This is a genomic window from Xanthobacter lutulentifluminis (genome assembly GCF_043194675.2).
Classification (GTDB): Bacteria; Pseudomonadota; Alphaproteobacteria; order Rhizobiales; family Xanthobacteraceae; genus Xanthobacter.
Genome location: NZ_CM195525.1, coordinates 39,416 through 51,670 on the forward strand (window position 1 = coordinate 39,416; position 12,255 = coordinate 51,670).

Annotated in this window: 10 protein-coding genes; 1 reads left to right on the forward strand and 9 read right to left on the reverse strand. The window is 71.3% G+C overall.

Features of this window, described 5'->3' with window-relative positions; all coding sequences use genetic code 11:
• Positions 1-220 precede the first annotated feature (220 nt).
• Complete coding sequence (locus V5F49_RS00250; protein ID WP_394116526.1) at positions 221-2,470, forward strand: ComEC/Rec2 family competence protein; 2,250 nt, start codon at positions 221-223, stop codon at positions 2,468-2,470.
• Positions 2,471-2,769: 299 nt separating this feature from the next.
• Here V5F49_RS00250 and lexA read toward each other — a convergent pair whose 3' ends face one another.
• The 9 genes from lexA to V5F49_RS00295 all read right to left on the reverse strand — a co-directional run bounded on the left by lexA (position 2,770) and on the right by V5F49_RS00295 (position 12,224).
• Positions 2,770-3,480, reverse strand: coding sequence for a transcriptional repressor LexA (gene lexA / locus V5F49_RS00255; RefSeq protein ID WP_394116525.1), 711 nt, complete (start codon positions 3,478-3,480; stop codon positions 2,770-2,772).
• A 105-nt stretch (positions 3,481-3,585) separates the two neighbouring features.
• Entirely contained in the window at positions 3,586-4,800 is a 1,215-nt protein-coding gene (locus V5F49_RS00260) for a molybdopterin molybdotransferase MoeA (RefSeq protein WP_394116524.1), read from the reverse strand.
• A 44-nt stretch (positions 4,801-4,844) separates the two neighbouring features.
• On the reverse strand, positions 4,845-5,333 hold the full coding sequence (gene moaC / locus V5F49_RS00265; RefSeq protein ID WP_394116672.1) for a cyclic pyranopterin monophosphate synthase MoaC: 489 nt from the start codon (positions 5,331-5,333) through the stop codon (positions 4,845-4,847).
• Positions 5,334-5,516: 183 nt separating this feature from the next.
• A complete protein-coding gene (locus V5F49_RS00270) occupies positions 5,517-5,948 on the reverse strand; it encodes a DUF2147 domain-containing protein (protein WP_394116523.1) in 432 nt (143 codons plus the stop codon).
• Between the two features lie 138 nt (positions 5,949-6,086).
• Positions 6,087-6,878, reverse strand: a complete 792-nt coding sequence (trpC, locus tag V5F49_RS00275) for an indole-3-glycerol phosphate synthase TrpC (protein ID WP_394116522.1) — start codon at positions 6,876-6,878, stop codon at positions 6,087-6,089.
• Positions 6,875-7,909 (reverse strand): anthranilate phosphoribosyltransferase, encoded by a 1,035-nt coding sequence (gene trpD / locus V5F49_RS00280; RefSeq protein ID WP_394116521.1) that lies wholly within the window; start codon positions 7,907-7,909, stop codon positions 6,875-6,877. Before trpD ends, trpC begins: the two co-directional genes overlap by 4 nt.
• 89 nt (positions 7,910-7,998) lie before the next feature.
• Positions 7,999-8,637, reverse strand: a complete 639-nt coding sequence (locus V5F49_RS00285; RefSeq protein WP_394116520.1) for an anthranilate synthase component II — start codon at positions 8,635-8,637, stop codon at positions 7,999-8,001.
• Between the two features lie 165 nt (positions 8,638-8,802).
• Positions 8,803-10,314, reverse strand: a complete 1,512-nt coding sequence (gene trpE, locus V5F49_RS00290) for an anthranilate synthase component I (RefSeq protein WP_394116519.1) — start codon at positions 10,312-10,314, stop codon at positions 8,803-8,805.
• Positions 10,315-10,328: 14 nt separating this feature from the next.
• Positions 10,329-12,224, reverse strand: coding sequence for a peptidylprolyl isomerase (locus tag V5F49_RS00295; RefSeq protein ID WP_394116518.1), 1,896 nt, complete (start codon positions 12,222-12,224; stop codon positions 10,329-10,331).
• Positions 12,225-12,255 lie beyond the last annotated feature (31 nt).

Genomic DNA, 12,255 nt, shown 5'->3' on the forward strand with positions numbered 1-12,255 from the left:
TACTCGAACAGGCACGATCCGCGGGGGCGGACACGGCGGCGGAGCAGCGCGGACGCGGGATGGCCAGGGCCGCGGGCCGTGCCGCGGCACGGCGTGGCACTTGGACGGCGCCCGTGTAGCATAGGCGTCCGGCACAAGGAACATGGCGCGCCCGCATGGGGCGGCGCGCGGGCGGCCCGGGCAGGCGGAGTGGCGCCGGCTGCCCGGAGCGGGGACGGGCATGGCGTGGGGGAAACCGGCGGAAGGCGCCCGGGCGCGGGCTCGCGCGGCCGTTGCCGGCGCGCGCGCCGTCGCCATCCGGACCGCGCCGCTCGGTCTCTCCCGCCTCGGCGCAGCGATCGCGGCGCGGCTGGGCGCTGACCTGCGGGCAGAACTGGATTCCGGACGGCTCGTGCTGTGGCTGCCGGTGGGCTTTGCGCTCGGCATCCTGCTCTATTTCGGCGCGGCGCAGGAACCATCGCTGTTCGCCACCCTGCTGCTGGTGGCAGCATTGGCGGGCGGCGCCATGGCGCTGCGAGCGCGGCCAGCAGCGTTCCGTGTCCTCATCGCGCTTTCGGCCGTGGCCGGCGGCTTCGCCACCGGCACCGTGCGCACCGCCTTGGTCCGCCACGAGATCGCCGAACCGCCCCGGACCCCCGTGCGGCTCTCGGGATACGTGGAACGGGTGGAGCATCGCGTGTCCGGCGATCGCATCGTGCTGCGGCTCGATCCCGGCCCGGTGCGGGGGCTCGATCCGGTCCCCGCGCGTGTCCGCCTGACGCTGCGGCGCGGCTGGGCGCCGCAGGTGGGCACGCACGTCAGCCAGCTCGCCCAGTTGCTGCCGCCGCTCGGCCCCGCCATGCCGGGGGCGCACGATTTCGGCCGGGCGCCCTGGTTCGCGGGGATCGGCGGCGTCGGCTACGGCCTCGGCCGTCCGAAGCCGACGACCGCCGGGGAGCCGCCGTTCTCGGTCCGCGTCGCCATGGCAGTGGACGCGGCGCGCGATGCGCTCGCGCGGCGGATCCGCGCCGTGCTCGGCGGCCAGACTGCCGAGATCGCGGTGGCGCTGGTCGCCGGTGACCGCTCCGCCATCGCTCCGCAGGTCGAGGAGAGCATGCGGGTCTCCGGCCTCACCCACATCCTGTCCATCTCCGGCCTGCACATGGCGCTCGTGGCCGGAACGCTGTTCGCCGGCATGCGCGGCGCCCTGGCGCTGGTGCCGGCACTGGCGCTGGGCTTTCCCATCAAGTCCGCCGCCGCGCTGGTGGCCATGCTGGGGAGCGCCGCCTACCTCGTGCTGTCGGGCAACGACGTGCCGGCCCAGCGCTCGTTCGTCATGACCGCCCTGGTGCTGGCCGGCATCCTGATGAACCGCCCGGCGCTGACATTGCGCACCGTCGGCGTCGCTGCCGTGGTGGTGCTCGCCGCAACGCCGGAGGCGGTCCTGGACCCCGGAACGCAGATGTCGTTCGCCGCGACCCTCGCGCTGATCGCCGCCTATGAACGGTTGCGCCCGCTGCGCGCGCTGCCGCGGCCCGACGGGTGGCTGGGACATGGGGCGGTGTGGCTGCTGGTGCTGGCGGGAGGGACCGCGCTCACATCGCTGGTCGCGGGACTGGCGACCGCACCTTATGGCATCTACCACTTCCAGCGGCTCGCGCCCTACGGGCTGCTCGCCAACCTCGCCGCCATGCCGGCGGTGTCCTTCCTCGTCATGCCGTTCGGGCTCATCGGGGTGCTGCTGATCCCGTTCGGCTGGGACCACGTGGCCTGGCCGGTCATGGGCAAGGGCATCGACATCATGGTCGCCGTCTCCGATCGCGTCGCCGCCCTGCCGGGGGCGGACCTGCGCGCCGATCTCGTGAGCGCTCCGGCACTGGCCCTGATGAGCCTCGCCCTGCTGTGCCTGTGCCTGCTGCGCGGGCTGCTGTCGGCCGCAGCGCTGGTACCCGCGGCCCTCGCCCTCGCCGTGTCTGGCCCGGCGCCACGGCCCGACGTGCTGGTGGCGCCGGATGCCCGGACCGTCGCCGTGCGCGGCCCGGACGGGCGGCTCTCCATTCTCGACGCGCGGGCCCAGCGCCTGACGGCGGAGCAATGGCTGACGCGGGAGGGCGACCGCCGCCGGGCAGCCGATGCCGGCCTGCAGGCGCTTTTCACCTGCGACCCGCTCGGCTGCACGGCCCCCCTTCCGGGCGGCGGCACCATTGCCATCTCGCGCCGCGCCGAGGGGCTGGAGGCCGATTGCCTCGAGGCCACGGTAGTGGTGACCCGCGACCCGCCCCCACGTGAGTGCCCGGCGCGCGTGTTCACCCCGGAAACCCTGTCGCGCACCGGCACCGTCGCCCTCCACCATCGCGACGGGGCATGGCACATGGAGCCGACCCGCCGACCCGCAACGCAACGCCCCTGGATGCCGCGTCTTCCCCCGGAACCGGACGAGCCTTCCCCGGCGACCGACACGCCATCGGAGACCGACGCCCGGGCACCCTGAACCCAAGAACGGACCTAAGGAGCCCCTGCCACCGACCGCACCTCCAAGGGCGGCGGATACGACGGTGACCAGCACCCGGATGAGCAGCACCGGCAGTGCAAGGCCGGCACCGATCCACTGCAGATGGCCGCGCATGCGTTCTCCTCCGCAACCGGACGGACAGGGCTGAACGCAGACTCATGTGAATAGGGGGGAGGGGTGAGAGGCGCTTCCGACAGGACGCGCCCCGTTGAGCATGGCACGCGACGCCTCTCACCCCGTCTCGCCCGCCCGCCGCTTCAACGGCAGGAGATCGAAACTCAATAGCGTCGCATCAGCCCGACGAGCCGGCCCTGGATGCGCACCCGGTCGGGACCGAAGATCCGGGTTTCATAAGCCGGGTTGGCGGCTTCCAGGGCGATGGAGGCGCCCTTCTTGCGCAGGCGCTTGAGGGTGGCTTCCTCGTCGTCCACCAGCGCCACCACGATGTCGCCGGTGTCGGCGGAATCGCATTTGCGGATCAGCACCGTGTCGCCATCGAGGATGCCGGCCTCGATCATGCTGTCGCCGCGCACCTCCAAGGCGAAATGCTCGCCATTGCCGAGCATCTCGGGCGGGATGTTGAGGGTGTGGCTGCGCGACTGGATGGCGGAGATGGGGGAGCCGGCGGCGATGCGGCCCATGACCGGAACGGTGACGACGGGCCCGGCCTCGTCATCCTCCGCTGCGGGGCGGACCTTGCCGAGGCTGCCCTCGATGACCGAAGGCGAGAAGCCCCGATTGGAAGCGCGCGCCGCGCCAAGGCCAGGGGCGACGCTGTCCGGCAGGCGCACCACTTCCAGCGCGCGGGCGCGATTGGGCAGGCGACGGATGAAACCGCGCTCTTCAAGCGCCGTGATAAGGCGGTGGATGCCGGATTTGGACCGCAGATCCAGCGCCTCCTTCATCTCGTCGAAGGAAGGGGGAACGCCGGTTTCCTTCAGCCGCTCATGGATGAAGCGAAGCAGATCATATTGCTTGCGCGTCAGCATCTCATGCCCCCTGCCGGCGCCGGCCGCGGCGCGAAACAAATCATGAACAGTCTTTATCTGTTCCTTTTGTGTTCCGCAAGGGGTGAACGCACAGTTAAGATCGCCTCAGTCGTCGAAGGGAATGATCTCGCACGGGTCGCCGGCCTTCCCGGCAGGCGCCTGCGGCGGGCGCATCAGCAGGCCATCGGCAGCGGCAAGCACGCTCAGCATGGCGCTGTCCTGCGAGGGGAAGGGCGTGGCGACGAGCGCGCCGGAAACATCGCGATCGAGCCGCACGCGGACGAAATCGCGCCGCCAGTCGTTGGCCGGCACGTCCACCGCCAGACGGGCGGGCAGGGTGCGCGGGCCCGGCGCGGAATCACCCTGCAGCGCTCGCACCAGCGGCACGAGGAACACCATGGCGCAGACGTGGGAGGACACCGGATTGCCCGGCAGGCCCAGCACCCGCACCGCGCCCCTGTGCCCGAACATCAACGGCTTGCCGGGACGTAGCGCGATCTTGTGGACGCTGAGGTCGACCCCTTCCGCGCGCAGGGCCGGGCCGACCAGGTCATGGTCGCCCACGGAGGCGCCACCGGAGGAGACCACCAGATCGAACGCCCCGGAAAGCGCCCGTGCCACCACCGCGCGGATGGCGGAAAGATCGTCACGGATAAGGCCGAGGTCCTCGACCTCCGCCCCCGCCTGCCGCGCCAGCGCCGCGAGGCCGAAGGCGTTGGAGACGACGATCTCGCTGTCGCTGCCCGAGCCCTGCCCCGGCAGCACCAGCTCGTCCCCGGTCTGCAGCAGCGCGACGCGGGGCCGGCGGGCCACCGGCACGGTCGCATGGTCCATGGCCGCAGCCAGCATGATATCGCGGCTGGTCAGGCGCCGTCCGGCGGTGAGGCCCGGCGTGCCGGCGGAGAAATCACATCCCGTGCGGCGCACGTTGCGCAGGGCCGCCGTGGGAGCTGTGGTGGTGACGACATCGCCCTCGCGCGCGGTGTTTTCCTGAATCACCACCGTGTCGGCGCCGGGCGGCACCACCGCGCCGGTGAAGATGCGCACCGCCTCGCCGGGCCCGACCGCTCCGGCAAACGGCCGGCCGGCCGCCGATTCGCCGATGACGCGCAGGGTGGCGGGAGTGGCGGCGATGTCGGGCGCGCGCACGGCGTAGCCGTCCATGGCGGACATGTCGGCGGGGGGCTGGGTGCGCCGGGCGGGCAGGTCGCGCGCCAGCACCCGGCCGGCGGCCTGCGCCACCGGCACCTCCTCCACGCCGAGCGCCAGGACGCCCTCGGTGATGAGGCTGCTCGCCTCCTCGACGCTCATCAGCGCCATTGCCGCCGTCTCCCCGTGGCTGGTCTTGTGGTGATGGCCGCGGCTTAGCCGGCGGCGGGTCCGGCGCGATAATCGCCGCTGCGGCCGCCGGATTTCTCCAGCAGGCGGATGCCCTCGATGCGCATGGTGCGGTCGGCCGCCTTGGCCATGTCGTAGATGGTGAGGCAGGCGACGGAGACGGCGGTGAGCGCCTCCATCTCCACCCCGGTCTGTCCGCTCGTCTTCACCCGCGCCGCGATCCTGAGGCCGGGCAGGGCGGGGGCCGGCTCGATCTCCACTTCCACCTTGGTGAGCATCAGCGGGTGGCAGAGGGGAATGAGCTCATGGGTGCGCTTGGCGGCCATGATGCCGGCGAGGCGGGCCGCGCCCAGCACGTCACCCTTCTTGGCATTGCCGGACAGGATGAGCTCCAGCGTCTCGGGCGCCATGGCGATCATGCCCTCGGCCAGCGCCTCGCGCACCGTGGCGGCCTTGTCGGACACGTCCACCATGCGGGCGGCGCCCTGCTCGTCGATGTGGGTCAGGTTGGCCATGGCGCGCGAAGAGGCCCCGGAAGAGTCGTCGGAGCCGGGAAGATGGCGCCGCGCGCCGGCCATGTCCACCGCGCTGGAGGGGTGGGGACGCTTCACCGCATCCGCCCGCGCTCCGTGCGCGCTCCGGCTGGTGCCCGGGAGGCTTGGCTCCCGGGCGGCCACTCCCCGGTGCGGGCCGGAGGGTCAGCGCAGGCGCGTCCAGGTCTGGGTCTTGCACAGGGGCGCGACCACGCAGCCGCGCAGCTTCAGGGTGCTGTCGCCGTCGAGCGTGATCGAGCCGGAATAGGTCTTGCCGTCCTCGGCATTGTAGATGCTGCCACCGGTCCATTCCTTCGGGCCGCCGGAGAAGCCGGTGAGGATGGTGAGGTTCTTCAGCGGACGGTCACGTAGGCCGGCGTTGGAATTGTTGACATCCTTCAGGGCAGGGTCCGCCTTCAGGCCTTCGGAGGAGATGAGGCGGCCGCACAGGCTGGCGCCGCACTTGGAAATCTCCACCTGACCGCCGCGCGAGGGGGTCTGCCACAGGCCGGTCGGATCGGCCGCCAGCGCCGGGGCGGCCAGGCAGGCGGCGCCGACGAGACCCAGGGCAACACGCTTCACGAAGTTCACCACCATCAACTCCTCCCATATCTCCGGCCTCTCGCTTGGAGAGATCGCAGCGCCCGGACTGGCTGCGGGACAATCAGTCCGGGGCGTGGCGTGCTCTCGCGGGCCGTGGAGGCATTAAGGACGAAGTTGACCTATACGGCAAGCCTAGGTCGCAAGGAGCTGGGACGTGGCGGATGCGACATCACTCTGCCGCATCAGGCTCTCGCCCACGAGGATGGTGCCGATGCCGACCCCGGCCAGCCGGGCGACGTCCGCCGTGGTGAAGATGCCGCTCTCGCCGATGACGATGCGGTCCTTCGGCACGCGGGGGGCGAGGCGCTCGCAGGTCTCGAGCGTGGTCTCGAAGGTGCGCAGGTTGCGGTTGTTGATGCCGATGAGCCGGCAGGGCAGGGCCAGCGCGCGGTCCAGCTCGGCGGCGTCATGCACCTCGACGATGGCGTCCATGCCATGGGCGGCGGCGGCGTCCGCAAGGTCGCGGGCAAGCGCGTCGTCCACCCCGGCCATGATGATGAGGATGCAGTCAGCCCCCCAGGCGCGGGCCTCCGCCACCTGGTAGGTGTCGTACATGAAGTCCTTGCGCAGCACCGGCAGACTCACCGCCGCGCGGGCGGACTTCAGAAAGTCCGGCGAGCCCTGGAACGAGGGCGTGTCGGTGAGCACCGAGAGGCAGGTGGCGCCGCCGCGCTCATAGGCGCGGGCCAGCGCGGGCGGATCGAAATCGGCGCGGATGAGGCCCTTGGAGGGGCTCGCCTTCTTGATCTCGGCGATCAGCGCCGTGCGGCCTTCCGCGAGGCTCTGGTCGATGGCGCCGGCGAACGGGCGCACGCGCGGGGCGCAGCGGGCCGCGGCCTCCACCTGCGCCAGCGGGCGGGCGCGCTTGGCGGCGGCGATCTCCTCGCGCTTGTAGGCCTCGATGCGGGTCAGGATGTCGCTCATTGGGCCACCTCCGGCGCCACCTTGGCGGAGACCGCCACCAGATGCTCCAGCCGCGCGCGGGCCGAACCGGTGTCGAGGCTGGCACGGGCCATCTCCACGCCCTCCTTCAGGTCCTTCGCCCGGTCGGCGACCACCAGCGCAGCGGCGGCATTGAAGATCGACACGTCGCGATAGGCTCCCTCGGCCCCGTCCAGCACGGCGCGCAGGGCGGTCGCATTGTAAGCCGCATCGCCGCCCTTCAGCGCGTCGGTGGGATGGACCTTGAGGCCCACGTCCTCCGGCGTGACGGTGAAGGTGTGGATGCGCCCGTCCTCCAGCATGGCGATGTCGGTGGCGCCGCAGATGGTGATCTCGTCCAGCCCGTCGGCGCCGTGCACCACGAACGCCTTGCGCGAGCCGAGGGTCTTGAGCACCTCCGCCAGCGGCACGATCCAGGACTTGGCGAACACGCCCACCATCTGCCGCGTCACGCCCGCCGGATTGGAGAGCGGGCCGAGCAGGTTGAAGATGGTGCGGGTGCCGAGCTCCACGCGCGTCGGCCCCACGTGCTTCATGGCCGGATGGTGGGACGGCGCGAACATGAAGCCGATGCCGGCCTCGGCGATGCAGCGGGAGATGCCGGCCGGATCGAGATCGATCCGCACGCCCAGCGCCGCCAGCACGTCCGCCGCGCCGGACCTGGAGGAAAGCGCCCGGTTGCCGTGCTTGGCCACCGGCACGCCGGCGCCGGCGACGATGAAGGAGGCGCAGGAGGAGATGTTGTAGGAGCCCGACGCATCGCCGCCTGTGCCCACCACGTCCACCGCCTCGTCGGGCGCCTCCACGGGCAGCATCTTGGAGCGCATGACGGAGACCGCGCCGGCGATCTCCTCCACCGTCTCCCCGCGCACGCGCAGCCCCATGAGCAGCGCGCCCATCTGCGAGGGGGTGGCCTCGCCGGACATCATGCGGTCGAACACCAGAGCGGCCTCGTCGCGGGAGAGGCTTGCCCCCGTCGCCACCTTGCCGATGAGCGGTTTGAACTGGTCCATGTCTCGTTCCCAGCGCGGCCGCCGGGCCTTTCTCCATTGCCCGGCCGCGCCTTCGCTGCCGCCGGGGCCATGTGTGAGCCGGTCGCGCCTCAGGCCTTCGCCTTGGCTGCGTTGAAGTCGGCGGCGATCTGAAGGAAGTTGCGCAGGAGCGCGTGCCCGTTCTCCGAGGCGATGCTCTCCGGGTGGAACTGCACCCCGTGGATGGGCAGGGTCTTGTGGGCGAGGCCCATGATGAGCCCGTCCGCCGTCTCGGCCGTCACCTCCAGCTGATCCGGCAGGGTGCCGCGCTCGACGATCAGCGAATGGTAGCGCGTCGCCTGGAAGGAATGGTTGAGGCCGCGGAACACGCTTTTGCCGGCGTGGTGGATCTCGCTCATCTTGCCGTGCATGGGGGTGGGCGCGCGCACCACGTCGCCGCCGAACACCTGCCCGATGGACTGGTGGCCGAGGCAGACCCCGAAGATCGGCACCTTGTCCCCTGCCTTGGCGATCAGATCGAGGCAGATGCCGGCCTCGTTGGGGGTGCAGGGACCGGGGGAGAGCACGATGGCGTCCGGCTTCTCGGCCAGCACGTCCTCGACGCTCACGGTGTCGTTGCGGTGGACCGTGACGGTGGCGCCGAGCTCGCCCAGGTAATGGACGAGGTTGTAGGTGAAGCTGTCGTAATTATCGATCAGCGTGACCCGGGGGGAATGCGGGTCTGCGGCAGTTCCTTCGGTGGCGGACATCTTGAGGCTCCGGAACCCGCGCACCCCGGAACGGGCGGGTCTGGCGGGTGTTAAGGCGAGGAATGGCGCGGGGTCAATGCCACCCCGCTCCGGCCGGGCACGGCCGGGCGATCAGCCGGGCGGCTTCACCATCGCTCATGCCGGATCACGTCCACCACCTTCACCTCACTGCCCCTTGCCGGCGCGGGCGGCGAAGCGGACGGCTTCCTCGCCGGCGCGGAACAGGGCCTTGGCCTTGTTCACGCATTCCTGCTGCTCGCTCTCCGGCACGCTGTCATAGACGATGCCGGCGCCGGCCTGCACATACATCCGCCCGTCCTTGACGATGGCGGTGCGCAGCACGATGCAGGTGTCCATCTCGCCGTTGGCGCCGAAATAGCCGATGGCGCCGGCATAGATGCCGCGCTTGTCCTTCTCCAGCTCGTCGATGATCTGCATCGCCCGCACCTTGGGCGCGCCGGAGACCGTGCCGGCGGGGAAGCCCGCCGCCAGCGCGTCCAGTGCGTCGAAGCGCGGATCCAGCGTGCCTTCCACGTTGGAGACGATGTGCATCACCTGGCTGTAGCGCTCGATGAAGAAGGAATCGGTGACCTTCACCGTGCCCATCTGCGAGACGCGGCCGGTGTCGTTGCGGCCGAGGTCGAGCAGCATGAGATGCTCGGCCCGCTCCTTGGCGTCCGCGAGCAGCTCCTGCGCCAGAGCCTCGTCCTCGGCGTGGGTGGCGCCGCGCTTGCGGGTGCCGGCGATGGGGCGGATGGTGACCTTGCCGTCGCGCAGCCGCACCAGGATCTCGGGGGACGAGCACACCACCGAGAAGCCGTCGAAGTTGAGGTACACCAGGAACGGCGCGGGGTTCACCCGGCGCAGCGCCCGGTAGAGCGCGAACGAGGGCAGGGTGAAGGCGCTCTCGAACCGCTGGGACAGCACCACCTGGAAGATGTCGCCGGCGCGGATGTATTCCTTCGCCGCGTCCACCATGGCGCGGAACTCTTCCGGCCGGGTGTTGGAGACCTGCTCCACCGCGCCGTGGAACGGCTCGGGCGCCGGGTGGGCGATGGCCCGCTCGAGGCCCGCCACCACGGTGTCGAGCCGCTCCAGCGCCGCCTCGAACGCGGCGCGCGGGGAGACACCCTCGCGCGGGCGAACCGGGGTGACGGCGGTCAGCTCGTCCTTCACCGCGTCGAACACCACCATCAGGGTGGGGCGGATGAGCAGGGCCTCGGGCACGCCGATGGGATCGGGCTTGGCCGGGGCCAGCTTCTCCATCTGCCGCACCATGTCGTAGCCGAGGTATCCGAACACGCCGGCCGCCATGGGCGGGGCGCCCTCCGGCAGGTCGATGGCGGATTCGGCCAAGAGCGCCCGGAGCGCCTGAAGCGGCGGGGCGGCGCAGGGCTCGAACGCGTCCTTGTCGGTAGCGGGGGTGCGGTTGATCTCGGCCACCGGACCGGTGGCGCGGAAGATCAGGTCCGGCTCCAGGCCGATCATGGAATAGCGCCCGCGCGCCTGCCCGCCTTCCACCGATTCCAGCAGGAAGGCGTTGGGCGTGTCGCCGGCGAGCTTCAGGAAGGCGGAAACGGGCGTCTCCAGGTCGGCGACCAGCGTGGTGGAGACCACCTGCGCCTCGCCCTTCAGGTAGCGCGCGGCGAACAGATCGAAATCGGTGGGAGCGTTCACGTGCCTCTCCCGCCTCAGTTCGCCGCGCCCGCGCCCACGGCCTGGGCGAAGAGACGGTCGTTCACCTTCACGCCGATCTCCTTCTGGATCGCGGCGAGATACTGGATCAGCACGTCGTTCTGCAGCTGGCGCGACAGCTCGGCCACCACGCGGGCGTTGTCGGCGGCCGGCGGGGGCACCAGCACCTTCGTCACCTCGAACACGATGCGGTCCGGCTCGGTGGCGGCGAGGGCGATGCCGAAGCCGCCTTCCTTCACGTCGAACACGCTGGCGACGCTCTCGGCGCTGAACGGGCCCTCGGCCCGGCCGCGGCGCAGGTTCTCGGCGATCTGGATCGGCAGGTCGGCCTCGGCGGCCACCTGGGCCAGCGGCGTGCCGGCCTTCGCCTTGTCGAGCAGGGCGGTGGCCTTGGCCTCCACCGCCTTCTCCGTCTCCGCCTCGGTCCAGCGGGTGGTGACGGCGGCGCGCGCCTCCTCGAAGGTGCGGTCGCGGGCGGGGGTGATGGCGTTGGTCTCGTACCAGACGAAGCCACCGTTCTGCGGCAGCTGCACGGTGTCGGTCTCCACGCCCGGCTGGGCGGCGAAGGCGCCGGCGATCACGTCGGAGCCGCCGGGAACGTCCACCGTCTGGCCGTCCGGATTGCGGCCGGAGCGGTCCACGGCGTCGATCACCTGCAGCTTCAGGCTCAGCTTCTGCGCGGTTTCCGCGAGGGTCGAGCCGGAGGCGCGCTCGTCCTCCACCTTGTCGTGCATGTCGAGCAGGGCGCGCTTGGCCTTCTCCAGCTTCAGGTCGGCGACGATCTGCGGCTTCACCACCTCGAACGGCGCCTGCCGGCCGGGGACGACGCGCGCCACATGCACCAGCGCCGTGCCGAAGCGGCCGTCCACCGGCCCGCTCACGCCACCGTCGGGCAAGGAGAAGGCGGCCGTGGCGATCTTCGGGTCGAGAATCGCCGAGCGGGCGACGAGGCCGAGATCGGTGTCGGCGGCGGTCAGGCCGCGGGCGGCGGCGATGTCGGCGAAGGTGGCGCCGGCCTTGATCTTCGCGTCGGCCTCCATGGCATCGGTGACGCTGGCGAACACGATCTGCTGCACCTCGCGCTGCTCCGGCTGGCCGAAGCGAGACAGGTTGCGCTCGTAGTCGGCCTTGGCCTCCTCGTCGGGCACGGTCTCGGAGGCGGCGATGGTGGCGGGGGTCAGCGCCAGCGCCGACACCTTGCGGAACTCGGGGGCGCGGAACGTCACCTTGTGGGCGTCGAAATAGGCGCGCAGCTGCTCATCCGTGGGGGCGGGCAGGGCGCCGGCGGCGGCCGGGGTGACGCGCACGTAGGAAGCGGTGCGGGCCTCGCCCTCGAACCGGGTCACCGCATCCACCAGCACCTGCGGGACGGCGACGCCCGCGCCCAGCGACTGCAGCAGCTGGTCGCGCACGGCGCGCTGCTTCTCGCTGGCCACATAGCGCTGCTCGGTCAGGCCGTTGGAGCGCAGCAGCTGCTGGAAATAGGCCGGATCGAAGCTCGCGGCGCCGGGCGGGCGCAGGTTCGGGTCATCGGCGATCTGCTTGGCGATCTGCGCGTCGGAGACGGCGAGGTCGAGCCGGCGCGCCTGCTCGTCCAGCGTCGCGTCGGCGATCATCTGGTTGAGGATCTGCCGGTCGAGACCGAAGGCGCGCGCCTGGTCGGGCGTGATCGCCCGGCCGGCGCGGCGGCTGATGTTCTGCAGCTGGTCGAGGTACTGGCGGCGGAACGCATCGGCCGAGATCTCGGTTGAGCCGACGCTCGCGACGCTGGTGGCGCCCATGCCGCGGAACACGTCGGCAATGCCCCACACCAGGAAGGAGAGCGTGAGCACCACGAGGAAGATCTTGGCGATCCAGCCGGAAGCGCCCTTGCGGAGGGTCTGAAGTACCATGCGACGGTTCGTTCTCGTTTTGGCCGTGTCC